Annotated in this window: 19 protein-coding genes; 8 read left to right on the forward strand and 11 right to left on the reverse strand. The window is 67.5% G+C overall.

The genetic code is table 11. The annotated features are described in order from the left end of the window. The first annotated feature begins 155 nt into the window (after positions 1-155). Entirely contained in the window at positions 156-1,088 is a 933-nt protein-coding gene (locus FBZ89_RS21225; protein ID WP_145751925.1) for a LysR family transcriptional regulator, read from the forward strand. Here FBZ89_RS21225 and pcaC read toward each other — a convergent pair. From pcaC to FBZ89_RS21240, 3 genes are all read right to left on the reverse strand, one after another. Then, the gene (gene pcaC, locus FBZ89_RS21230; RefSeq protein WP_145751927.1) at positions 1,085-1,474 is read right to left on the reverse strand and encodes a 4-carboxymuconolactone decarboxylase; all 390 of its coding nucleotides are present in this window, start codon (positions 1,472-1,474) and stop codon (positions 1,085-1,087) included. The two genes, FBZ89_RS21225 and pcaC, sit on opposite strands and share 4 nt — an antisense overlap. Positions 1,475-1,485: 11 nt before the next feature. Continuing rightward, complete coding sequence (gene pcaD, locus FBZ89_RS21235) at positions 1,486-2,265, reverse strand: 3-oxoadipate enol-lactonase (RefSeq protein ID WP_145751929.1); 780 nt, start codon at positions 2,263-2,265, stop codon at positions 1,486-1,488. Positions 2,266-2,346: 81 nt separating this feature from the next. Beyond that, a complete protein-coding gene (locus tag FBZ89_RS21240; protein WP_145751930.1) occupies positions 2,347-3,693 on the reverse strand; it encodes a 3-carboxy-cis,cis-muconate cycloisomerase in 1,347 nt (448 codons plus the stop codon). A 310-nt stretch (positions 3,694-4,003) separates the two neighbouring features. On the opposite strand from FBZ89_RS21240, the gene FBZ89_RS21245 reads away from it, so the two are divergent. Continuing rightward, complete coding sequence (locus FBZ89_RS21245) at positions 4,004-5,026, forward strand: rhamnan synthesis F family protein (RefSeq protein WP_145751932.1); 1,023 nt, start codon at positions 4,004-4,006, stop codon at positions 5,024-5,026. 134 nt (positions 5,027-5,160) lie between these two features. Further along, positions 5,161-6,231, forward strand: coding sequence for a rhamnan synthesis F family protein (locus FBZ89_RS21250; RefSeq protein ID WP_186457489.1), 1,071 nt, complete (start codon positions 5,161-5,163; stop codon positions 6,229-6,231). A gap of 14 nt (positions 6,232-6,245) precedes the next feature. Here the strand turns inward: FBZ89_RS21250 and FBZ89_RS21255 are convergent, their stop codons facing one another. The 4 genes from FBZ89_RS21255 to FBZ89_RS21270 all read right to left on the reverse strand — a co-directional run bounded on the left by FBZ89_RS21255 (position 6,246) and on the right by FBZ89_RS21270 (position 12,925). Beyond that, positions 6,246-7,835 carry a tetratricopeptide repeat protein gene (locus FBZ89_RS21255; protein WP_186457490.1) on the reverse strand — a complete coding sequence of 530 codons (1,590 nt, stop codon included), beginning with the start codon at positions 7,833-7,835 and terminating at the stop codon, positions 6,246-6,248. A 130-nt stretch (positions 7,836-7,965) separates the two neighbouring features. Further along, positions 7,966-9,333, reverse strand: coding sequence for an HlyD family type I secretion periplasmic adaptor subunit (locus tag FBZ89_RS21260; protein WP_246172414.1), 1,368 nt, complete (start codon positions 9,331-9,333; stop codon positions 7,966-7,968). After that, positions 9,293-11,497 carry a peptidase domain-containing ABC transporter gene (locus FBZ89_RS21265; protein WP_246172416.1) on the reverse strand — a complete coding sequence of 735 codons (2,205 nt, stop codon included), beginning with the start codon at positions 11,495-11,497 and terminating at the stop codon, positions 9,293-9,295. Before FBZ89_RS21265 ends, FBZ89_RS21260 begins: the two co-directional genes overlap by 41 nt. A 189-nt stretch (positions 11,498-11,686) precedes the next feature. After that, the gene (locus FBZ89_RS21270; protein WP_145751938.1) at positions 11,687-12,925 is read right to left on the reverse strand and encodes a glycosyltransferase; all 1,239 of its coding nucleotides are present in this window, start codon (positions 12,923-12,925) and stop codon (positions 11,687-11,689) included. Positions 12,926-13,149: 224 nt separating this feature from the next. Between FBZ89_RS21270 and FBZ89_RS21275 the strand changes: the two genes are divergently transcribed. After that, positions 13,150-14,958 carry a class I SAM-dependent methyltransferase gene (locus FBZ89_RS21275; RefSeq protein ID WP_145751940.1) on the forward strand — a complete coding sequence of 603 codons (1,809 nt, stop codon included), beginning with the start codon at positions 13,150-13,152 and terminating at the stop codon, positions 14,956-14,958. Between the two features lie 163 nt (positions 14,959-15,121). On the opposite strand, the gene FBZ89_RS21280 is transcribed toward FBZ89_RS21275, so the two are convergent. Further along, positions 15,122-16,153: a zinc-binding alcohol dehydrogenase family protein gene (locus tag FBZ89_RS21280; RefSeq protein ID WP_145751941.1), complete on the reverse strand. Its 1,032-nt coding sequence runs from the start codon at positions 16,151-16,153 to the stop codon at positions 15,122-15,124. Positions 16,154-16,294: 141 nt separating this feature from the next. Between FBZ89_RS21280 and FBZ89_RS21285 the strand changes: the two genes are divergently transcribed. Further along, the gene (locus FBZ89_RS21285) at positions 16,295-17,158 is read left to right on the forward strand and encodes a LysR family transcriptional regulator (RefSeq protein WP_211115303.1); all 864 of its coding nucleotides are present in this window, start codon (positions 16,295-16,297) and stop codon (positions 17,156-17,158) included. 3 nt (positions 17,159-17,161) lie between these two features. Here FBZ89_RS21285 and FBZ89_RS21290 read toward each other — a convergent pair whose 3' ends face one another. Then, positions 17,162-17,683 (reverse strand): MarR family winged helix-turn-helix transcriptional regulator, encoded by a 522-nt coding sequence (locus tag FBZ89_RS21290; RefSeq protein WP_342780639.1) that lies wholly within the window; start codon positions 17,681-17,683, stop codon positions 17,162-17,164. A gap of 238 nt (positions 17,684-17,921) precedes the next feature. Between FBZ89_RS21290 and FBZ89_RS21295 the strand changes: the two genes are divergently transcribed. Further along, positions 17,922-18,344 carry an organic hydroperoxide resistance protein gene (locus FBZ89_RS21295; protein ID WP_145751943.1) on the forward strand — a complete coding sequence of 141 codons (423 nt, stop codon included), beginning with the start codon at positions 17,922-17,924 and terminating at the stop codon, positions 18,342-18,344. 102 nt (positions 18,345-18,446) lie between these two features. Here the strand turns inward: FBZ89_RS21295 and FBZ89_RS21300 are convergent, their stop codons facing one another. Beyond that, a complete protein-coding gene (locus FBZ89_RS21300) occupies positions 18,447-19,487 on the reverse strand; it encodes a Gfo/Idh/MocA family oxidoreductase (RefSeq protein WP_145751944.1) in 1,041 nt (346 codons plus the stop codon). Positions 19,488-19,805: 318 nt separating this feature from the next. On the opposite strand from FBZ89_RS21300, the gene FBZ89_RS21305 reads away from it, so the two are divergent. Together FBZ89_RS21305 and FBZ89_RS21310 are read left to right on the forward strand one after the other, a co-directional pair. Further along, positions 19,806-20,207, forward strand: a complete 402-nt coding sequence (locus FBZ89_RS21305) for a DUF4870 family protein (protein ID WP_145751946.1) — start codon at positions 19,806-19,808, stop codon at positions 20,205-20,207. Positions 20,208-20,514: 307 nt separating this feature from the next. Beyond that, complete coding sequence (locus tag FBZ89_RS21310) at positions 20,515-22,578, forward strand: hybrid sensor histidine kinase/response regulator (protein ID WP_186457491.1); 2,064 nt, start codon at positions 20,515-20,517, stop codon at positions 22,576-22,578. A gap of 162 nt (positions 22,579-22,740) precedes the next feature. Here FBZ89_RS21310 and FBZ89_RS21315 read toward each other — a convergent pair whose 3' ends face one another. Next, positions 22,741-24,366, reverse strand: coding sequence for an EAL domain-containing protein (locus tag FBZ89_RS21315; RefSeq protein WP_145751950.1), 1,626 nt, complete (start codon positions 24,364-24,366; stop codon positions 22,741-22,743). Positions 24,367-24,641 lie beyond the last annotated feature (275 nt).

The following is a 24,641-nucleotide window of genomic DNA, read 5'->3' on the forward strand; positions in this document are numbered from 1 at the left end:
CAGGTCCCGTCCTCCCGGGAATTGGTTTTTGAGAGGCGGGCCACGATGCGGCGCCCACATCTTTCACCCCCACCCTAGAGCAATCGATGGTTCTGAAAATCCCATGCATGGGCATATAATCCATCGATATGGTTCATGGATAAGCCGGGGCCGGTATGGGCAGCTTCGATCATCTGGGCGTGGACGGCCACCTGTTGCGCCTGTTCGTGACGGTGTATGAGGAGGGGTCGGTCTCCGCCGCCGCCCGGCGGTTGGACATGGCGCAGTCGGCCGTCAGCCACGCGCTGAACCGCCTGCGCCGCCTGGTGGGCGACCCCTTGTTCGTGAAGTCCGGACGGCGCATCGTCGCCACCCAGCATGCGGAACGCCTGGTGCCCCAGGCGCGGCTGCTCATGGATGGGCTGAAGGCCCTCACGGCCGGCGACGGCTTCGACCCGGCGCAGGCCCGCTTGTCCTGGACGGTGGCGGCCAACGACTTCCAGCGCGACCTGCTGCTGCCCCGCTTTTACGCCCGGGCGGCGGCGCAGCTGGCGGACTTCCGCCTGCAGGTCATCCCTTCCGGCCGCCCCACCAACGAGATGCTGCGGGAGGCGCGCTGCGACCTGCTGATCTCCCCCGCCCCGCCGGAAGGGCTGGACATCATCCAGAAGCGGCTGTTCGACGACCGCTATGTCTGCGTCTTCGACGGCACGCGGCGGTCCGCCCCCGCCGGTGCCGCCGCCTTCCTGGCCGGGCGCCACGTCACCGTGGTCCACCCCTCGGCCGACCCGCTGAACTTCGACAAGGCGCTCGAGGGGCTGGGCATCCACCGCGACGTGGTGGTGTCGGTCGCCAACTTCTCAGGCCTGGCGCCCTTCCTGCGCGGCACCGATCTGATCGCCTGCATCCCCGGCCGGCTGCACAGGGTGGAACTGGCGGGCTTCGATGCCGCCCCCCTGCCCCCCGACCTGCTGGCCACGGCCCCGCCGGGCACCGACGCCCTGCGCATGTACATGGCCTGGCACCTGCGCGGCCAGCACGACCCCGCCCAGGCCTGGCTGCGCGGGCAGCTGGAGGCGGTGGCGCGGGAGATGGAGGACGGGGCTTAAGCCCCCGCCCCGTCCAGCGCCGCGAACACCTCCGCCGCCTGGTGGAAGGCGGTGTTGGCGGCCGGCACGCCGCAATAGATGGCGCTTTGCAGGATCACTTCCTTGATCAGGTCGCGGGACACACCGTGCTGCACAGCGGCGCGGACGTGCATCTTGAACTCCTCCCCCCGGTTCAGGGCGATCATCATCGCCAGGGTCAGCAGGCGGCGGGTGGGGTGGTCGATGGCGGGCCGTGTCCAGATCTCCCCCCAGGCATAGCGGGTGATGAGGTCCTGGAACTCGGTGTTGAACTCGGTGCGGCCGGCCAGCGCCCGGTCGACGTGGGCCTCCCCCAGCACGGACTTGCGGGTCGCGAGGCCCAGGTCGAAACGCTCTTTCTCATCCATGGGTCTGCTCCTCAGGCCAGGAAATCGATCACGGCGGCGGTGAAGGCGTCCGCCTGCTCGACATTCGACAGGTGCGCGGCCTCCAGCATCGCCAGCGTGCTGCCCTTGATGTTGGCGTGCAGTTCCCGCGCCTTCTCCGGCGGGGTGGCAGGGTCCTGAGTGCCGCCGATGACCAGGGTGGGCACGGCGATGGCGGGCAGTTGCGGCCGCTGGTCCATGTCGCGGATGGCGGCACAGCAGCCCACATACCCCTGCGGCTTGGTGGCCAGCAGCAGCCGGCGCACCCCGTCCACGGCATCCGGCTGGGCAGCCACGAAGCCGGGGGTGAACCAACGCTGGATCACCGCCTCGGTGACGGCCGCCATGCCCTGGGCCGCCACCAGGTCCATGCGCCCCTGCCAGCTTTCCGCCGGGCCCATGTAGGCGGCGGTGTTGGCCAGCACCAGGCGGTCCAGCCGCTGGCCGGCGTTGATGCCCAGCCACTGGCCCACCATGCCGCCCTTGGACAGGCCGCAGAACCGGACGCGATAAATGTCCAGCTCATCCAGCAGGCCCAGCACGTCCTGGCCCAGCCGTTCCATGGTGTAAGGGCCGGCCGGCGCATCGCTGGCACCGTGGCCCCGGCTGTCATAGCGGATGACGCGGTAGTGTTGGGCCAGGGCCGCCATCTGCGGTTCCCACATCGCCATGGCGGTGCCCAGCGAGTTGGACAGCACCAGGGGCGGCGCGTCGGCGGGACCATCGACGCGGTAGCTCAGATTGCAGCCATCATCCAGGGTAATCAACGGCATGGTGCGTCTTCCTCATGCATCGCGAGACGGGTGGGGGCGCGACCGCGACCGCCGATTGAGGGGGCATTTGATCGGCCTTGATCAAACATCACGTGAACGAGCCGCCAGGGCTCGGGCGACGAATTGCGGCGCCATGCCTAGGTAGCTGGCGGGGTCCAGCGCCACCGCCAGTTGGTCCGGCGACAGGTGGGCCATGACCTCCGGCACCGTGGCCAGCACCCCGCCCAGGCCGCGGCCCTCGGCCACCGCCTGGCGGCTGGCCTTTTCCACCAGGCTGTGCGCCGGCCCCCGGCCCAGGGCCTGCCCCAGCGCCATGACGACCGATTCCGACATCAGCAGACCCCGGGTGATGTCGAGGTTGGCGCGCATGCGGCCGGCGTCCACCTGCAGCCCGGCCATGGCGTCGGCCATGACGCGCAGGCCGCCGCCCACCAGGCGGAAGATTTCCGGCAAGGTCTCCCACTCCGCGTGCCAGCCGCCCAGGCCGCGCTCCTGCTCCTGCGGCAGGGCGGCGAACAGCGTGGCGACCAGGGGCGGCACGCGGGTGGCGGCCGACAGCGCGACGGCGCAGGCCACGGGATTGCGCTTGTGCGGCATGGCGGACGACCCGCCCTTGCCGGCCTCCGCCGACTCGAACGCCTCGCCCACCTCGGTCTGCATCAGCAGCGACAGGTCGCGGGCCATCTTGCCCAGCACGCCGGCCACCAGGCCCAGCGCCGCACCCAGCGCCACCAGCCGGTCGCGGTGGCCGTGCCAAGGCAAGTCGGGCAAGGCCAAATCCAAATCAACGGCCAGGGCCGCCGCGACATCCAGCCCCCGGTCCCCCAGGGCGGCCAGCGTGCCGGCGGCCCCACCGAACTGCAGCACCAGGCAGTCCCGCCCGGACGTGGCCAAGGCCCGGCGGGCGCGACCGACAGCGGCCATCCACCCGGCGGCCTTCAGCCCAAAGGTGGTGGGCAGGGCCTGCTGCATCCAGGTGCGCGCGGCCAGGGGTGTCTCGGCATGGGTGGCCGCCAGGCGGGCCAGATGCCCCTCCAGCGCGTCCAAGTCCTTGTCCACCAGTGGCAGGGCCTGGCGGATTTGCAGGACCAGGCCGGTGTCCATGATGTCCTGGCTGGTGGCGCCCCAATGAACGAAGCGGCTGGCGTCGGGATCAGCCGCGGCCACCCCCGCCGTCAGCGCCTTAACCAGGGGAATGGCGGTGTTGCCGGCCTTGGCCGCGGCATGGCCCAGGGCATCCAGGTCGAAACGCTCGGCCCGGCAGTGTGCGGCGATGGCGGCGGCGGCGGCCGGGGGAATGATGCCCAGCCCCGCCTCCGCCCGCGCCAAGGCCGCCTCAAAATCCAGCATGCCCTGTACGGTGGCGGTATCGGTGAACACCGCGTCCACCGCCCCGCCCCGGAACAGCGGGTCCAGCAATCCAGGCATCTCTCACTCCTCCCGCCGTTCTTGAAGGGCGGGGGCCACGATAGCACCGGATCGGCGGGAATGAGCCATGCCACGCACCAGGAACAGCTGTGCATTCCCGAACAAACGTTCTCCAGACGAACATCTGCTGCGACGCCATGGCCGCCCTCCGGTTCTCGACATTGTTTGGCCACACCGTCTCGGGCATAAAGGGGCGGGCGCTCGCCTTGTCGATCAGGCTTTTGGCGGCCGGCGCACGCCACCCCGATAGAGCGAGGCGGATGTGTGGTTAGCCAAAGGCGAGCCGGATGTGTGGTTAGGATGTGTTTGAGTGCGTGACCTGTTTCGCCGTATCGTCCGCCAAGTTGCCTATCGCAGCCGCCTGCTGATCACGCGTACGGCCGATTACGCCGAGTTGCTGCTTTTCCCCCCACCTCCTGCGGTGGGCCGGATCGAGAAAAGCTGGACCGGCCAGGTGCCGCTGGACGGCGCGGCCCGGGTGGCCGTCTTCATGCACTTCGCGCGAACCGACACCATCGCCCCCTATGTCCGCTATCATGTCCGCAAGCTGCGGGAAGCGGGTTTCGCCGTGGTCTTCGCCAGCAACACGCCCTGCCTGAGCGACCAGACGGTGGCGCCCCTGCTGCCGGACGTGGCGCTGGCCTTTTCCCGCCAGAACATCGGTTGGGATTTCGCCGCCTATCGCGAGGCCATTTCCCTGGTGCCGGGGTTGGAAGAGCGCGACATGCTGCTGATCACCAACGACAGCGTCTTCGGCCCCCTCTACGACCTGGATCCCCTGATCGCCCGCGCGACACCGGCCGAGGCCGACATCTGGGGCAGCACCGACAGCTGGGAGCGCCATTATCACCTGCAAAGCTTCTTCCTGCTGTTCCACCAGCGGGCGCTGCGCTCCGAGGCCTTCCGGCGGTTCTGGGACGGCGTCCGCTGCTTCCGGCGCAAGCATTGGATCATCGAGAAATATGAGATCGGGCTGACGCGGATGCTGCAGGACGGCGGGCTGCGCTGCAAGGCGCTGTTCCCCTACAACACCGTCACCGAAACATTCATGCGGTCCCATACGCCGCGAACCGCGCCGCCCAAAGCGGACAGGACATCACCGGCCGGGTACGCGCAAATGCTCGCCAACCGCATCAAGGCTTCCATTCCCATCAACCAGACCCATTTTTTCTGGTACGAACTGACCGTGGGCCTGGGCTTTCCTTTCATCAAACGCGAATTGCTGCAAAAGAATCCGGCCAACATTCCCAATGTTGATGATTGGGAACACGTTGTATCCAGGGTTTCCAACTATGATACCGGCCTGATCCGCGAGCACCTTTCACCACGGTAGCGTAGAAGTAGCGCCATTTCTTTCATGCGTCGACCTGGCGGGTTTGGCCCCCGCGCGATGGTCGACAGCTTTGCTTTCAGAACTCCAGCGTATCGCCTATAATGGGTATCCAAGGCGGGGGATTTATCGGTTTCATGTCTGACACGTTCCTTAAGATGCTCAAGAAGGGTGTCCGACTGCCGATGCTGTTGGTCGACGGCGCGGACTTGGCGCGCTGCCTGGCGGCACCCATCCTGCCCCGACTGGCCACGGTCAAGGCCAGCCTTCCCGGCCACTTGCCGCTGGACGGGGCCCGCAAGGTCGCCATCTTCAACCATTATGACCCACGCGGCATTGTCCATGACTATGTCGTCTATTTCGTCGCCAAGCTGGCGGAGGCCGGCTATGCCGTCATCTTCGCCAGCAACTGTCCCAAATTGTCGGCCAAGGAAACCGGCAAGGTGCTGCCGCATGTCGCCTGGGTGCTGAAACGGCGCAATATCGGCTGGGACTTCGGCGCGTTCAAGGACGCCATCGCCCTCATCCCGGACCCCGGCGCCCTGGACCAGTTGTTGATCACCAACGACAGCATCTACGGCCCCCTGCAGGATCTGGCGGAGGTGGTCCGCCAGGCGGACCCGGCCCAGGCGGGTATCTGGGGGTTGACCGACAGCTGGGACCGCCACTTCCACCTGCAGAGCTATTTCCTGATTTTCCATCATGCGGCCCTGAAGCATCCCAGCTTCTTGAAGTTCTGGAAGAAGGTTCGCTATTACCGGCGCAAGCGCTGGGTCATCCGTGATTATGAAATCGGCATGACGCGCTTCTTCCTGCGGGCCGGCATCCAGTGCCGGGCCCTGCTGCCCTACCGCAGCGTGGTTTCCGAAATTTCGAAGCCGCTGAACGAGGCGCTGGACCGGTCCAAGCAGCAGGACGCCGTGGTCGACAACCATGGCAACAGCCAAGGGCAGATTCTGCCCTATCTGCGCCAGCTGCAAAAGGCCATCAACCAGGGGCGGCCCCTGAACCAGACCCATTATTTCTGGGATTACCTGGTGGCCCGCAAGGCCAGCCCGTTCATCAAACGCGATCTGCTGCAGCGCAATCCCGTTGGCATCCCCTGCGTGCAGCGCTGGGAAGAGGTCATCCGCGCCTCCTCGCCCTCATACGACACCAGCCTCATCCTGCATCATCTGCAACTGTCAATGCGCAACCGGGTGCACTGAGGGGCGCGGCCCTATCAGCGAACCTCACCGCGAAAGGCGCGGGCCTCCAGGGCCTCAACCACCTGCGGCGCGCGGGGATCACCCGCCTTGGCCGCCCGGCGGGCCCACTCCAGCGCCGTTTCCACGCCCGCCGCGCCGTCATGGGCGGCGATCAACTCGGCCAGGGTGCTCATGGCTTCACCGCTGCCGGCGGCCGTGGCCTTTTCCAGCCAGGCCCGGGCCTCCGCCACGGCGGCGGCCCCCTGTGCCCCATGCGCCTGGGCCAGCAGCATGCGCGCCAGATTGACCTGCCCCGGCATATGCCCCTGTTCCGCCGCCCGCCGCGTCCACACAAGGGCGGCGGCATCGTCCTGCGGCAAGCCGGCCCCGGTCGCATAGGCACGCCCCACCCTGAACTGGGCCGACGCGCTGCCCTTCTCCGCAGCCTGGCCGTATAGGACCATGGCCTGGGCCTCGTTCTTCTCCAGGCCATAGCCGTGATAATGCAGGACACCCAGGTTGTAGAGGGCGTCGGCGTGGCCGGCTTCGGCCGCTATGCGAAAATAGTGGGCGGACTTGGCATAGTCCTGGGGGACACCCTCGCCGCCCAGGTGACAGATGCCCATGCGGAACTGGGCCGGAACGAAACCGCTGTCGGCCGCCTTGCTGAACCAACGCACCGCCTCGAACACGTCCTTGGGCAGTCCCCGCCCGCCGGCGTAGGCCAGCCCCAGCGCCATCTGCGCCCCGGCATGGTCGCGGTCGGCCGCCGCCTGATACCACTGCGCCGCCTCGATATCGCTGGGAACGCGGGCCAGCCGGCCGGCGTGAAGGTCCCCCAGCAGCGCCATGGCCTCGACATCCCCCTTGAGGGCGGCGCGGCGCAGCCAAGTCTCCGCCGCCGCGCCATCCTGGGCGACGTTCTGGCCGCGCATGTACATGACGCCCAACGACCGCTGGGCCCCCGCCACCTGCAGATCCGCCGCCTGCTTCAAGGCAGCCACGCCACGGTCCAAATCCTGGGGCGTGCCTTCGCCCAGCATGTAGGCCATGGCCAGGTAATAGATCGCGGTGGGATTGCCGACGGCCGCCGCTTCTTCATACAGACGCACCGCGGCGGCCGCGTCCGGCTCCCCCAGATCGCCATTGGACAGGATCATGGCCAGGCCCACCTTGGCCGCATGGCTGCCGGCGTCCGCAGCGCGGCGATACCACTCCGCGGCCCGCGCGGGATCGCCGTCAGACCCGCTGCGCCGCGACAGCAGCCAGCCCAGCAGTACCTGGGCCTCGACATGGCCCTGGATCGCCGCCTTCTCCGACCATAGGCGCGCCAACGTGACGTCCACCGGCAGGTGGAAGGTGCTGCCGGTGTCGCCTTCCGCCGGCGCGCGGCCATAGCCGTTGGCGTACAGCGCGCCCAGGCGCGCCTGGGAATTGGTGTCGCCCGCCTCCGCCGCGGCCGTGATCCAGCGGATCGCCGCCGCCGGGTCGGGCAGGACACCGCGCCCCTGCATCAGCGCATCCGCCAGCCCGCGCATCCCCTCGATTGACCCCGCCCGGGCCGCAGCCGCCAACGCCCGCGCCGCGGCGACATCATCGCCGCGGGCAGCCAGGCGGTAGGCCATGGCCAGGGACCAATCGGCGGACGACCGCCCGATCCGCCATGTGGCGGCCCGATCTATCAGCGTCGAAAAGCCGACCATGTCCCGCCGCGTAGCGCAGTGATCCCCCGGATGCCGTTCACGTGGATGCCGATCAAGGCTCGCGCATCCCCTCGGACGCCTGGCGCAGCACCGTTTCCATCAGGTACATCAGGATGGTGCGGCGCCCGACCATGATGTCGGCGCTGAGCGGCATACCCGGGACCAAGTGCACGCCATCCTTGCCGACATTGTGCAGCTTGACCTCGGTGATCTCGATCCGGCCCCGGAAGAAACGCCGCGAGGTCGGCTGGCCATTGTCCTGGCGGGTGAAGCTGTCGTCACTGACGCTGCGCAGAATGCCTTTGGCCGTCCCATGCTCGACGAAGCGATAGGCGTCCAGCTTGATCTCGACCTTGTCGCCCAGCTTGACATGGCCTTGGTCGGCACCGTCCAGGTCGACCTCCGCCTCCAGGGGCGCGTTGGCCGGCACCAGGGTCACCAGCATGTCGCCACTCTTGGCGACGGAGCCGACGGAAATGTCGCCCACGGCAAGGATGGAGCCGTCCTCGATGGCGCGCATCTCCACCAGGTCGTTGCGGCGTTCCGCCTTGGACAGGTCGTCCCTGGCCTTTTGCAGGTCCGTCCGCTTGCTGGACAGATCCTGGGCCAGGTCCGCCTGCCACTGGTGCAGGAAGGACTCCCGCTCCGATCGTATGGCTTCCAGGTCATGCGACGCCGACCGGGCCTGCTGCTCAGCGCTGGCCAGGTTGCGCATCATCTCGGTGCGGCTGTCCTGCGCCAGCAGGGTGTTCAGGCGGCTGCCGTATTCCTTCTTTTCCAGCTTGGCGCGCATGTCCTCGATTTCCGAGGTCACCGCCACGCGGGACTTGAAGTACTCCATGTCCCGCTGGCTGCGCACTATTGTGGACTGGGCTGACTCGATCTTCTGGTCGTAGTTCGCCAGTTTGGCCTTGTATTCCGCTTGGCGCGACCGCCAGACGGACAGCTGCAAGGCCGCCTGCGTGGTCGGATCTTCCCCGGGATCGTAGACCGCCTTGGCCTGCTCCGCCTCCAGGCGGGCGACCTCGGCCGTCAGCGACGCCACCTGGTCGCGCAGCTGCGAGGCGTCGGCGGACGCGAAGGTCGGGTCCAGCGTCACCAGCAGGTCGCCCTTCTTCACCTCCTGTCCCGGCCGCACCATGATGGACCGGACGACGGAGGTGTCCAGCGGCTGCACCACGATGCTGGGCGTGCGCGACACCACCTTGCCGGGGGCCGTCACCACCTCGTCCAGCTTCACCACGGAAACCAGGATCAGGGCGACGGCCACCATGGCCGACAGGGTGTACAGCGTGCTGCGCACCGGCTTGGGATACGGGGCCCCCACGACCGCGGCGATCTCCGACTGGAAGTCGTTGATCGCCTGGGCGACGACGGCGTCACTCCCGCGGGGCGTCGGGACCAGAGAGCGCGCGCTCATTGGGAACTCCGGAAGATTGATGGCGATTCTGCTGGAACCAGAGGTGACGATAGATATCGCACCGCTGGAGCAATTCTTCATGGGTGCCGACGTCGTAGACCCGTCCGCGCTCCATCACCACGATCATATCGCAATCCACCAGCGAGGTCAGGCGATGGGAGATGACCACCATCGTCCGGCCTTCGGAGATGCGCTGCAGGTTGCTGTTGATGATGGCTTCGCTGTCCGGATCCAGGGCGCTGGTTGCCTCGTCCAGGATCAGGATGGGCGGATCGACCAGCAGGGCGCGGGCGATGGCGATGCGCTGGCGCTGACCACCGGAGATATTGGTCGACCCCTCGGCCAGGAAGGTGTCGTAGCCGCGCGGCAGGCGCTCGATGAACTCCTCGGCGCCGGCCATGCGGGCGGCCTCGATGATCTCCTCGAACGAGGCGTCGGCCCGGGCGGCGCCGATGTTCTCACGCACGCTGCCACTGAACAGGAAGTTGTCCTGCAGCACGACGCCCAGGTTGGACCGCAGGTGGCTGATGTCCATCTGCCGCAAATCGACGCCGTCGATCTTGATCAGGCCATCGTAATCCTGGTGCAGGCCCTGCAGCAGGCGGGTCACGGTGGTCTTGCCCGAGCCGCTACGCCCCATCACGCCGACGACGCTGCCCCGCGGGATGTCGACGGTGACCCGGTCCAACGCCTTGTTCTGAGCGCCGGGGTAGCGGAAGCTGACATCCTCGAAGCTGATGTGCCCATGGAACCGGGGGCGCAGGCCATGGTCCGACCGCAGTTCTTCCGGCGGGATGTTGACGATGGAGGCGACCTGGCCGATGGCGCCGCGCACTTCCTGCAACTGCTGCAGCATGGAGGCAATCTGGACCAGCGGCTGGGTGGCGCGACTGGCCAGCATGGTGAATGCCACCAGCGACCCGGCGAGCGCCGCCTGGTCGGACGACAGCGCCATATAGCAGCCCAGCAACAAGGTGCCGGAATAGGTCAGCTTCTCCAGCGGCTGCAGGATGGTCTGGGGCTGGTTGGCGACGAGCGCCAGGTTGCGATGGGCCTTCACCGCCTGGGCGCCCCGCATGTCCCACCCGCGCCGCTTGCTGCCCTCCAGCGCCAGCGACTTGATCGTCCGCATGCCATGGATGCTTTCGATCATGAAAGAGTTCTTGCGGGTTTCCGCCTCCACAACCTTGCCGTGGTATCGCCCGATCACCGGCATGTACAGCAGAACGACCAGGAACATGACGCAGGCGATGCCCAGCACCCACAGGCTGAGGATCGCGTTCATGAAGAACATGGCCGGGATGATGATGACCAGGGTCATCGTGTCGAGCGCGGTGCCGAACAGCTGGCCCGTCAGGAAGTTGCGCACACGCCAGATTTCGTTCAGGCGGTGGTTGATGAGGCCCGTGGACAGGCCCTCGAACACCTCGATGGGCAAGCCCAGCAGGCGGTCATAGACGAAAGCAGTCAGGCGGCCGTCGATGCGGGCGGTGCCCTCCGCCACCAGGTAGCGGCGCAGCCAGCCGAAGGCGGTGTCGAAAACGACCACGAACCCCACGCCGACGGCCAGGACCACCAGGGTGGACATGCGCTGGTGCACCAGGACGCGGTCGACCACGACCATATAGACCAGCGGCGGCACCAGGGCGAAAACGCTCATGATCAGCGCGGCCAGGCCCACGTCACGGAAGATGCGGCGCTCGCGCAGCACCTCACCCACCAGCCAACCCAGCCCGAACAGGCCCCGCTCCTCCGCCTCGGTGTTCTTCGGCTTCATCAGGACGACGTCGCCGGCCCAGATCTCATCCAGCGCGATCTCGTCCAGGGGGCGGATCTGGTTGGCCTGGCCCGGCTCACGGACATAGATGATGGGCGGGGAAACGCTGGGCGACACGCCGGTCAGCACCAGGGCTGTCCCGTCCTTCAGGCACAGGATGGCGGGAACCGCCCGGCCCAGGCGCATCAGCTGCCGCCAGTTCATGCGGACGGCCCGGGCCTGGAAGCCCTTCTCGTCGGCGGCATGCACCAGGACGGCGCGCTTGACCTCACCTTCACCCTCGGCATAGGTCCGAACCAATTGCTCTCGCGAGAGATGGACGCCGTGGTGCTGCGCCACAAGCAGCAATGCGGTGAGCATCGTGTGGTCCACGATGGCCCCGTTCATGGTCGATGAATCTGCGCTCACGTCATCCGCCGTACAGAACCCCATTATGCCGGCCTGTTCCCCTTTCGGGCAGGGGCCGACCCCCTTTGCGCGCGACCTTAGCGCACTCATAAAAGAAACGGCAAATTCTACATATGCCTGGTCTGGATTTTCTGCTCCGTTAATGCGTCATTTAAATGAAACGACGAATTAAATCCCTGCCGGCGCAGGACATCCAAACCGCGCCAGGGCCTGGCGCCAGGCGGGGACAGCCTGGGTGCGGGCGTCGAATCGCGCCCTCACCATCTCCCTCGCCTTTTGCCGCAGGGGCGCCAGCGCCGCCCCGCGACCCAGCGCCTCCACCACCCGGCTGGCCAGCATGCCCGTGTCGAAGAACGGGAACAGCAGCCCGTTCACCCCATCCCGCACCACCTCCGCCACCGGCGGCGTGTCGGAGGCCACCAGCAAGGCGCCACAGGCCATGGCCTCCAGCATCGACCAGGACAACACGAAGGGATAGGTGAGATAGACGTGCACGCTGGACAAACGCATCAGGTCCAAAAATCGGCCGTGGTCCACCGGCCCCAGGAAATGCACACGGCTCGAGTCCAGTGCCGGCCCCACCTCCCCCAGCAGGTGCTCGCGCCAAGACCCTCCGCCGGCGGGCGGCGGACCATAGCTGACGCCATCCCCCCCGGCCACCGCCACCCGGGCCCGGGGCCGCCGCCTCAGGATTTCCGGCAGCGCGCGCATAAAGACGTGGAATCCCCGGTAAGGTTCCAGATCCCGTGCCACGTAGGTCACCACCTCGTCCCCCTGCGTGAGGACCGTGCCGTCGGGCAGGGCGAGGGCCGGCACCGGTCCGGGACAGGCCAGGTCGGTGTCTATTCCCTCATGCATGACCTGCAGGCGATCGCGGAAAGCCGCCGGATGAAGCGAGCGCTGCCATTCGGTCGGGCAGACGCCTAAATCCACGGCCTCCAGCCCCAGCAGGTTGACGACGTTCAGCGTGCGCACACGCGCGAGATCGTCCAGGGTGACAGGGAAGAGCGGGTCGAAACCCACGTCCGCCCCCCGGCTATGATAGTAAAACTCAAAGTAACCAACCAGCGGAACGTCCGGCCACAAATCCTTCAGATAAAGCGTATCGCCGAAACCGCAATGGCCAATGATCAAATCGGGGCGATATCCTTGCTGCGCCATCCCCACGGCGTCCCGTAGCGCGCACTGACCGCGGATGACATGGTCGGCGGCGCTCAACAGATAAGGATGGGTGCCGGCGGCCACGGCCGGCATGTCGCGGTAAAGCTGCGGGGTCAGCCCCGGCAGCCGCCACTCCTCCCGCTGTCCCAGTCCGCGCACCTCGACCCGCGGATCGGCCAACAATGACAAGGCCAGGGGACGGAACTGACCGGGAAAGTCCTTGTGCAGCAGCAAAACCCGAAACATGCCTGTGCGCTTCCCATCATCCCGGCCGCCAGCGCCCCCCGGCCCCAGCCCATCGCGCATTCTCATGGATGGTCGCCGGGCTTGTCCATGCCCATCGGGTCCACGCCGCCCATCCGCCGCAGACGGGCGCTGGACAAAGCCGCCGGCCCTCGGGCACAACCGGACGGACAGCCCCTGGCACGCCATAAGGCGGAGGGACGCATTGCAGAACGGAAGCATTTCGCATGGACATCCGCTGGCCCTCCGCCGACGCCCCGACCATCGCGGCCCCCTGCCCGGTCTGTGGCGACACGGGTCCCCATGCGCCAACCCTGACCGTTCCCTGGGGCGGACCGCATGACCCCGATTGGGTGCTGCTATGCTGCCGGCGATGCACCGTCCGCTTCTCCACGGACCGGACGGTGGGCGACTACAGCCACGACACCGGCGTCTTCATCGCCGCCACGGACCTGTATCTGGAAATGGGCGCGGGCCTGGACGTGATGCTGGAGCCCATGGGCTGGCTGAAGCCGGGCGAGGGCCGCCTGCTGGACATCGGCGCCAACATCGGCTTCATCAGCGACTATGTCGAGGTGGCGCTGGGTTGGAAAGCCAAGGGCTACGACCCCTCCCGCGCGTCGGAGCTGGGCCGCCAGTGGCTGGGCCTGGACATCGTTCCGGACTATTTCACCGAAGACACCCCCCTGCCCGTCACCTATGACGTGGTGGCGGCCTTCGAATTGCTGGAGCATGTGCCGAACCCGGTCCCCTTGCTGAAAACGCTCAGCCGGGGCCTGAACGACACGGGCATCCTGGTGCTGACGACACCGGACGGCGGGGTGCTGAAGCCGGAAACGCCGGCTTCCATGATGTGGCCGATCATCAGCCCCGGCTCGCACATGACCCTATTCACCGCGGCCTCGATGGAAACGGCACTGCGCGCGGCGGGCTTCACCCACGTCAGCGTGGCGCCCGTGGCCGGCATCCTGCGCATCCACGCCTCACGCGTGCCATTGCCCCCGGGCGTGAAGGACGGCTGTGACCGCGCCCTGTTGCGTGAATATCTGCGCCGGCGCCTGACGCCTGAGCGTATGCCCAAGTACGACCGGCTGGAGAACGGCTTCCGTTATCGCCTATTCAAGGAACTGGTCAACTTCGGCTTCCCCGAGGAGGCGCAGGAGGTGTTCAAGCGGATGGTGGAGCAGGTCCGCGCCCGCTTCGGCATCGACCTGGATAACCCGGAGAGCCTGGTGGTGCCGCCCAACCCGGTGGACCTTGAGGAATTCACCCGGCGTGAGCCCGGCAACCTGATGACCTCGCTGCATTTCAAGTCCATCCTGGTCAACAACGCCGATAATGACGCCGCCCGGTCGGCCTGCTACGCCGCCGCGGCCGTCTTGGCGGGCGTGACGCTGCGCCGGGTGCTGCAACGCCTCAGCATGGATAATGGCGAGGCCGGCACCGCCATCCCCGCCGCCTTGCGCCTGGCCCTGCAAAACCTGGCGGTGCAGGGCGCGGACATCCGGCCCCTGCTGACCCTGGTGGAAGCGACGGAGTCCACCAGCGGCTTCATGCTGACCCCCACGGACCGGGACGCCCTGCGCGGAGAGCTGAAGGCCACCCTGGCCACCCTGGGCATGCGGCAGGCGGAGACCCTGGACCAGCCGGTCGAGGTGTTGCCGGGCGACGATTGCGTCACCCGCCTGATCAACCTGGCCCGCCCCGCCGCCTACCAGGCCGCCCGGCAGGCGGCCATCGACACCATCGGCAGCAATCGTAAACCGGCCAAAGTCCTGGCCCTGCTGGACCAGGCGGTGAACGACCCGCTGCTGCGCGACTGGCCGGACACGGTCACCTTGTGCGCCAAGGTGGCCCTGATCCGCCTGGTGCGCCTGCGGGCCCATCGCCTGGCCGCCCGCGTCTACGAACGCTGGGGCGACCCGTCCTGGAACGGGGACGCGCCGGTGGCCGCCGCCCTGGCCCTGATGGCGGAATCCCGCTATCCGCTGCCCATCCGGCTGTACCGCCGGCTGCGGCAGCGGCTGGCCGCCTGAGGTCAAAAGGGCGGCCACAACTCCGCCGGGCGGCGGGTGAACCAGCGCCGGCCGGCCAAGACGAACCCATCGAGAATGCGGCGGGCAATGCTCCGCCGTGTGGGGACCCGGTGCATGGCCGGCCTCCTGCTGGAACAAAGGTTGGTTACAGGAATCCGGCCACTTAAAAGCCGGATAGCACCAGCTTTCCCCGGACCGTGCCGCTTTCGACCACGGCATGGGCGCGGCGCAGGTTGGCAGCGTTGATGGGGCCCAGATCCTGGGTCATCGTCGTGCGCAGCACGCCCGCATCCACCAGGCGCGAAACCTCGCCCAGCAGCTCATGCTGGGCGATCATGTCCGGCGTCTGGAACATGGAGCGGGTGTACATGAACTCCCAGTGCAGGGAGATGCTCTTGCGCTTCAGCAGGGTAATGTCCACTGGCTGGGCGGGGTCGTCGATGAGGGCCAACTTGCCCTGCGGCGCCATTAGGGCGGCGATGGCGGGGAAGTGCTGCTCCGTCGCCGTCAGGCTCATGACATGGGTGGCGCCGCCGGGCGCGATGGCCCGCACCTGGGGTTCCAGCGGCTGGCGGTGGTCGATGACGTGATGGGCGCCCATGGCCAGGCTCCACGCCCGCGTCTCAGGCCGGGAAGCGGTGGCGATGACGGTCAGAGCGGTCAGCTGACGCGCCAGCTGGGTGGCGATGGAGCCGACACCGCCGGCGCCGCCCACAATCAGCAGCACGCCGGCCGTGCCATCATTCCCGGCGCCGGCCGGCAGCCGGGCCACGCCCATGCGGTCGAACAGCATTTCCCAGGCCGTGATGCTGGTCAGCGGCAAGGCCGCGGCCTCCGCCGTCGTCAGGCTGGCGGGCTTGGGGCCCACCAGGCGCTCATCCACCAGATGGAATTCGGCGTTGGTGCCGGGGCGCTCCAGCGCGCCGGCGTAGTAGACGGCGTCACCGGCCTTGAACAGCGTCACCTCCGGACCGGTCGCGACCACCGTGCCCACAGCGTCCCAACCCAGGATGCGCGCGGCGCCCTCCACCGGGGCGGCGTTGCGACGGACCTTGGTATCCACCGGGTTGACCGAGATGGCCTCCACCCGCACCAGCAGGTCCCGACCGGTGGCCACGGGGGTGGGAAGCTCCAGATCCACCAGGCTATCGGCCTGGTCGATGGCTTGGTTCTGGTAGTAACCGACGGCTTTCATGATGAACGACCTCGTTGGTTTGAGCCGCCGCCAGCGGCGGCGTGCACTCCCTCAAGGTTGCCTATTCCGATCTGATCATCAATTGACAGAGCCAAAGACACGCTATTCAAATATGAATAGATATCGGTGGGAAGAAGTCCGATGGATTGGGACGATCTGCGTTATTTCCTGGCCATCGCCCGGCACGGCACCCTGTCGGGCGCCGCCCGCCAATTGGGCGTCAGCCAGCCCACGGTGGGACGGCGGCTGGAAGCGTTGGAGACCCGGCTGGGAACCCGCCTGTTCCAGCGCACGCCGACCGGCTACGTCCCGACCGAAGCGGGCACCGGCCTGGTGGCCGGGGCGGAGCGCATGGAGACGGAGGCGCTGGCGGCGGAGCGGGCCGCCACCGGCCTGGACGTGGGGTTGGAGGGTGCGGTGCGCGCCACGTCCCCGGAATGGGTGGGACAGTGGCTGCTGGGCCCCCATCTGGCGCATTTCCACGATGCCCACCCCGGCATCACGGTGGAGTTGGTGACCGACGCCCGGCTGTACAGCCTGACCCGGCGGGAGGCGGACGTGGCCTTCCGCTTCCACCGCTTCGACCAGAACGAGATCGCGCAGCGCCGGGTGGCCACGGTGGGTTTCGGCCTTTATGCGGCGCCAGCGTATCTCGCACGGCACGGCACGCCGGATTTCACCCGCGGGGCCCCCGGCCACAGCCTGATCCTGATGAACGAAAGCTTCGGCGGCTTGGGCGACCTGCCCTGGCTGCTGGCCCTGGCGCATGACGCGCGGCACGCCCTTCGGACCAACAGCCGCGACCTGCAGGCCGTGGCCTGCGCCGGCGGCGCGGGGCTGGCCGCCCTGCCCCATGTCATGGCCCAGGCGCGTGGACTGGTGGCTGTGGACACGCCGACCCCGGCCCCACCGCGCGAAATCTGGGCCGGCGTGCATCGCGACGCCCAGCGCACGCCGCGCATCCGCGCGTTCCTCGATCACATGGCGCAGGCGATGGCCCGCTAGGCGTCAACCGTCCTGGTCCGCCGGGCCCAGATTGGCCGCCAGGCCAGCGCGCAGTTCATCCACCTGGACCTTCAGCGCCTTGAGACCGTCCAGGTTGAGCCCGGTGGCGCACAGGATGGCCTGCTGCACCGTGCCCAGGTGATCCTGCAATGCGCGGCCGGCCCCGGTCAGGGTGACGCGGACCAGGCGCTCGTTCTGCGGGTCGCGCTGACGGCTGACCAGGCCTGCCGCCTCCAGCCGTTTCAGCAAGGGCGTCAAGGTGCCGGAATCCAAATCCAGCTGCTCGCCGATGGCCTTCACCGTCAGCCCGTCCCCGGACCACAGCACCAGCATCACCAGGTACTGCGGATAGGTGAGCCCCAGCCGGTCCAGCAGCGGCTTATAGGTGCGGTTGAACAGGTGGGCGGCGGAATAGATGCTGAAGCACAGCTGGTTGCTCAACAAGGTGGCCTGGTCGGCGGCCCCCTTGCCGGGGCCCGCCTTCTCCATACCTTGATGCGTTGTGTCCTGGTGGTCCTGGGCCATGATGACGCCCTCACTTCTCCGGCGGCGCCCAGGGAAATGGACGCGCGATCTGCGGCAGGCTAGCACCCACCAACGAATTGCGCGCAATCTATTTGCGCATGTCGATCATGCCATCTGACGAATTGCGCACAATTCGTTATCGCGCAATTCTCATCTCACCGGCGCCGATGACCCAGCCGAACCCCGGCGGGACCGGCCCCAAAAGTTGACCCAACCAGTTGAAACCACGGAGACGATCATGCCCATCCTCTACACCACTTCCGCCACGGCCACCGGTGGCCGTGAAGGCCAGGCCAAGTCCATCGACGGCGTCCTGGACGTCAAGCTGACCACGCCCAAGGAATTGGGCGGCGCCGGCGGCAACGGCACCAATCCCGAGCAGCTGTTCGCCGCCGGTTATTCCGCCTGCTTCCTGAGCGCCCTGAAGTTCGTGGCCGGCAAGGCCAAGGTGAAGGTGCCGGAGAATGCCACCGTCAGTGCTCAGGTGGGCGTCGGCCCGCGTGAGGATGGTACCGGCTTCGGCCTGGACGTCGCCCTGACCATCACGCTGCCGGGCATCGACGCGGAAACCGCCGACAGCCTGGTGCAACAGGCCCACATCGTGTGCCCTTACTCCCACGCCACCCGGGGCAACCTGGACGTTCGCCTGAACGTCGCCTAAGGGGTCTTCCAGGCGCCGGCCCCCTCCCGGTGTCCTGAAGGAAAGGCCGGCATCGCCTGACCGCGATGCCGGCCTTTCCCATTTCATCAACGCCTTGCGCGCTTATTCGTATGCGATGTCGCAGGACAGGCCAGGCTGGCGCGCCGCCTCGATGGCGCGATGGACCAGGGCCAGTGCCTCGAACGCCGGCCCCGGCCCAAAGGCCAAGGGCGCCTGGCCGGCCAGGGCGTCCGCCACGTTGCGGTAGAAGTCCTGGTAGCGGCCGGCCTCCAACGCCACCTCCTCCCGCACCACCGCGCCGGCGCGCTCGGTATGCAGCAGGGCGGGCGTGGCCACCACGGCCCAGCCGGCATCGCCGGGCTTCACGCCGGCAGCCATTTGCGCCTCTTGCACGTCGCCCTTGGGAATGACTAGGGAACCCTTGTCGCCATGGGCCACCAGCACCGGCCCCGGCTCGCGCACATAAGTGCTGGACCGCAGGATGACCCGGTGGTCGGCATAGCGGAAACGGACATCGAAATAGTCCGTCGCCCCCTCCGCCCGGCGCAGTGAGCGCATTTCCGCCGCCACCGACAGGGGGCGGCCGAACTGGCGCAGCATACCGTCGACCAGGTGGACGCCCAGGTCGAACCAGGTGCCGGCGCCCGGCTGCTCATCCTCTTTCCAGGCCTTGTGCGTCACGTGGGCGCGGTACCGGTCGTAGTGCCATTCCACCTCCACCAGGCGGCCCAGGTCGCCACGGGCGAGGTGCCGGCCCAGGGTCAGGTATTCGGCATCCAGGCGCTTGTTGTGGAACACGGCCAGCAGGCGGCCCGCCGCCCGGGCCTGGGCCATCAGGTGGCGCCCCTCTTCCAGGGTGATGGTCATGGGCTTTTCCAGCACCACGTGCTTGCCCGCCGCCAGCGCCGCCTGGGCCATGGGGAAATGCAGGGCGTTGGGCGTGTTGACCACCACCAACTCAACGGCCGGATCGTCCAGGATGGCCTGGAAGTCCGCCACCACGCGAGCCCCCACCGGTTCCGTCCCATCGGCGCCGGAGCGCCGCAGGATGGCCTGCAGCGACAGGGCTGGTTCCGCCAGGATGAGAGGGGCATGGAACACCCGGCCGGACAGGCCGTAGGCGCACAGGGCGGTGCCGATCATCGTCTACGCTCCTCCTTCAGGTGGGAACACTACATTAATCTGCGATTTACAGTATCCGCCGCCCAGAGATCAAACAAAATTGCCTATTAATGAATTAACATTGCAACCTAATCCATAATTTCCAATCAAAGTTCTCAAATTTGGTGGCGCGCAAGCACGATGGCCCTATATGACTTTTCCAGGAAGATGTCGCATGTATCGATATTGGAATGGCGGCGATCATTTAGCCCTTCATCAAATGCCTATTCTGAAGCCATATTTCCGGATTCCTAGTCCGAAGCCCTAATTTTGTATTCACCCAATCCCAAAGGACGCGTGATGAGCTTTGCCGGGACCCCCGCCACCGCGCCCGCTCCCACCGCGTCCACCCCCATTGCACCCATCCCCATTGCACCCATCCGGGGCGACAAAGCCCGGCTGTGGTCCATCCTTGTTCATCTGCTCTATTTGGTGGGGGCGTTTCCGCTGGGCCTGGTCATGGCCTACATCAAGCGGCCGGACTTCGCGGGCACCATTTACGAAGGCCACATGACCTTCGCCATCCGCACCTTCTGGATCTGCGTGCTGTTCACCCTCTGCGCCCTGGCGCTACGGGTGGTGGGCATGGAATTCATCACCCTGTTCATCGGTAGCATCTGGGCCGTCGTGCGGGTGGTGGTGGCCCTGACCCGCGCCATCGACGCCAAGCCCATCCTGAACCCCCAAGGCTGGGTGATATAACGACGGACGGCCGCCAGCATCGCCGTGGCGACCGACGCAAGCCCACGGGTGGCGCGCGGGGCCGTATCCGATCACGGGCCCCTGACCGCCGGCGGCGGTAACGCTTTATATACCGTTCCCAGGCAATAACGCATTCAAGGCGTGGTGCCCCACCGGCACGATGGTATAATCCTTTAATGTTTTTCCAGCAGAACCATTGGCCGCAGCCAGGTGGTTCCGCCAAGAACATGGCGCGCCGGGGGATTCGGCGCCTACCGTCCGCGTCGCCACGCGAAACACTTGGGACGGAACATTTGGGGGCATGTCTATGCGGGTGGTTTTCCCCGGTTTATGCTTCAGCACCGATGATCAAGGCGTCGCCTTCAGCCACAATCCGTGGCTGGTGCTGCTGTCATACCTGACTGCCGTCTTCGCCTCCTTCGTCGCCCTGAACATGGCGGAACGCATGACCGGTTCGACCGGCCGGTCCCGCCTCGCCTGGCAGCTGGGCGCTGCCTGTGCGCTGGGCGGCGGCATCTGGGCCATGCATTTCATCGGCATGCTGGCCTTCCAGGTGGCCCTGCCCGTGGCATGGGAGCCCACGCTAACCCTCGCATCGCTGCTGACCGCCATCGTTTTCGTCGCCCTGGGCCTGGAAGCGGTGCGCCACGGCCGCACCAGCGTCACCCGCTTCACCCTGGCCGGCACGGTGGTGGGCCTGGGCATCGCCGTCATGCATTACACCGGCATGGCCGCGATGGAGGTGCCGGGCCGGATCGCCTACCGCCCCGACCTGTTCGCCCTGTCCATCTTGGTCGCCATGGCCGCCGCCACGGTGGCCCTGATGCTGTCCGTCAGCCTGAAGCATGGCTGGCACCGCGCGCTGGCCGCCCTGATCATGGGCGTCGCCATCTGCGGCATGCACTATACCGGCATGATGGCCACGGTGCTGACCCTGGACCCGCTGGCCCCCGCCCCGGCGGACGTGGATCGCGGGCCGCTGGCCATCAGCGTCGCCGGCGCCACCTACGGCCTGCTGATGCTGGCGCTGGTGACCGCGTTCGCCGACCGCCGCCTGAACGCCGCCGCCGAGCGGGAAGCCCAGCGCCTGAAGGCGGCCAACCGCGCCCTGGAGGCGGAGGTGGAGGAGCGCCGGCGGGCGGAGGCGGAACTGCTGCGCGTGCGCGAGGGGCTGGAGGAAGCGGTGGCGGAGCGTACACGCGACCTGGCGGCCGCCCGCAGCCGGGCCGAGGCCGCCAACCAGGCCAAGTCCGAGTTCCTGGCCAGCATGAGCCATGAACTGCGCACGCCGCTGAACGCCGTTCTCGGCTTCGCCCAACTGATGGAATACAACAAGGCGCGCGAGCCGATGACGCCCAAGCAGGAGCGGGGCGTTCAGCAGATCGTCAAGAACGGCAACCACCTGCTGCGCCTGATCGATGAGGTGCTGGACCTGGCCCGTATCGAGGCCGGGCAGTTGACGCTGTCGCTGGAACCGGTGGATCCCCGCCTGGTGGTGGAGGATGTGCTGAACGCCTTGCAGCCGGTGGCGGAAAAGGCGCGGGTGGCCATCGCCGCCATCCTGCCCGAGGTGGCGCCGCCCGTCCTGGCCGACCGCACCCGCCTGGTCCAGGTGGTCAGCAACCTGCTGTCCAACGCCGTAAAGTACAACCGCCCCGGCGGCACCGTGCGCGTCACGCTGGGCGCCGCGCCGGCGCCGGGCCGCCTGTCGCTGTCCGTGCAGGACACGGGCGAAGGCATCGCGCCCGACAAGCTGGGCGACCTGTTCCAGCCCTTCAACCGCCTGGGCCAGGAATACAGCGACATTCCGGGCACGGGCATCGGCCTGACCATCACCCGCCGGCTGCTGTCGGCCATGGACGGCACGATCGAGGTGGCCAGCGTGCTGGGCGAGGGCAGCACCTTCACCATCAGCCTGCCGGTGGCCCTGAACATGGCCCCCGAGCCGCGCGCGCCGGGCGCCGAAAACAACCCGCTGGCCCAGACCCGGCCCCGCACCATGCTGTATGTCGAGGACAACCCGTCCAATATCCAGCTGATGCGCGACCTGATGGAGACCGTGCCGGACACCAAGCTGCTGATCGCCGCCGACCCGGTGACGGGCCTGGATCTGGCCATGGGCCATCAGCCCGATGTCATCGTGCTGGACATCAACCTGCCGGGCATGAGCGGCTTCGACGTGCTGGCCCGGCTGCAGGACCGGGAGGAGACCCGCAACATTCCCATCCTGGCGTTGAGCGCCAACGCCCTGCCCCGCGAAATAGAGAAGGGCCTGCGTGCCGGATTCCGCCGATACCTGACCAAGCCCTTGAACGTGCAGGAGTTCATGGAGGCACTGGCCGACGCGATGGAGCCGGTCGATGCTGTTTGACGCCACCGACCTGGTCAAGAACGCCCGCATCCTGGTGGTCGATGACCTGGCCGCCAACGTCGAACTGATGGAGGTCGGGGTGTAACGTCCCGTCGGCGCGACATCGTCCGCGCCGTTTGCCGGGTCCGCGCCGTTTGCCGGCGAGCGCCGGCAATGGACCGCTCAGCGGTCCAGCGGCAGGGCTTGGTCGAGCACGTCGGAGCGCGACAGGCGGGTGGCATGGCCCGGGAAATCCACCCACGGGCCGATCAGGTCGCCCGTCATGAAGGTGCAGCCCGCTTCTTCCGCCACCTGTTCCATCTCCGGCGTGTCGATGCCGTCGGCCAGGATGTGCAGCCCGCGACGGCGGGCCTCCGCCCCCGCGAGATAGAGATCCTGGACCAGCCGGCCGCGCGAGACGAAGCCGCCGAGGGAGACGTTCACCCCCTTCACGCCCGCGGCGGCGAAGGTGGCCTGGGCCTGGAGTGACAAGTCCGCGCAAACCGTCACGCCCCGGCCCAGGGGCCGCAGGGCGCTGACCAGTTCGGTCAGCCGGCCCACCGGCACGCCGTCCGGCACCCCCATCAGCTGGTAGGTTATGAAGGGTCGCAGATGGGCCGGGATCTGGCCGGCCAGATCCAGATAGGCGCGGCGGCGGCCGGTTCCCGCCAGCGTCTCAAAATGCACCGGCAGGGCCAGGTAATAGCGGAAACGGTTATCGTAGAGCTCCAGATAGGCATCCACCGCCTGCCGCAGGGTTTCGCGATCCAGATCCAGGATTTCCTGCAGTCCGTTGGCAGTGCCGGCGGAGGCGACCCCGCCGACCGGCGGCGTCAGCGTGTCATAGCCATAAACATGATGGCGCCCACCCACCCGCTGGCGGCGGGGACTGGCAATGTAGAGGCTGAGCGCCTGGCCCCGCACGTCCCACACGGGGCGGTACACCACCTCCAGCGGGCCCAGCACCGGACGCAAATGGGCCCAGGGGTCATCGTCGCCGCCCTTGGTGCCGCCGCCCTTGGTGGTGGCAGCGGCCATGGCCTGTCCCCGCCCAACTTCGGCCAGCGCGGCCGCGGCCTGGGCCTGCGACAAGGGGGCCTGCGACAGGGGGGCCTGCGGCGGCGGAGACTGCGAAGGGTGAGACTGCGAAAGGATGGCTTGCGACGATGGCTGAGGCGCCGGGGATCGGCGCGAGGACGGCCGCTGTTCAGGTGTTTCGGCCGTGCTGCCGGCCGCCGCCAGGGGCGCCGTGGGTTGGATATGCGCCACCATTCTGGCCAGCAGGTCAGCCAGCCGCTCGGGTTTCAGCACGAGATCACCCGAAGCCTCGCGCGCGGCCGTGCGGACGACGATGCTGGCGAGGTCTGGCTCGCCCAACAGCAGGCGCTGCAGCTCCTGCATCACCTTGGCGCATATAAGGCCGGCCTGGACGGGGTTCAGCCGGGCGAAAACGACCACGTAGGTCTCGGTGCCGTAGCCATAAAAGACGTCGTCCGCCGCCAGGTTCTGGCGCAGCAGCTTCTCGATCATGCCGTGCACCCGGGTCTGTACCCCGTTCCAGCGCGGCCCCAGCTTTTCCTTCAGGCTTTCCAGGCCGACGAACTGAACGCAGCCGGCGGCGGCGGCCTTGCGCGGTCCCAGCACGGCCTTGAGACGCTGGCGGAAGACAACCTCTTCCGGGTCCAGGTCGCCGGCATCCAGATCAAGGGCGGCGTCGGGATTGGAAACCATCATGCCACGCCCAGCGCCGGCGCCTGGCGCCGGCTCTTCCGAAAACCAGGCGATGATGCGGCTCAACAACCCCGGCATGGCAACTGCCTCCATGCTGTCCCGATGCAACTTCCCCAGCTTAGAAGGCCCGTGGTTAAAAAAAGGCTAAGGTCGCCCGATGGGTGTGCTTATAATGGTGTATACGACAAGAATTAAAATCTAAGGTTGATACTTGGCGTCACCCATAACTCCCGGGCGGCAATGCGGGCTTGCACCGCTATCGGGTAGGGGGAAGGTTCACACCTCCCCCCTCCCACACCACCGTACGTACGGTTCCGTATACGGCGGTTCATGAAGCGTGGTTTAGGCGTTGA

It is taken from the genome of Nitrospirillum amazonense (genome assembly GCF_007828045.1).
In the GTDB taxonomy this organism is placed as follows: domain Bacteria; phylum Pseudomonadota; class Alphaproteobacteria; order Azospirillales; family Azospirillaceae; genus Nitrospirillum; species Nitrospirillum amazonense_C.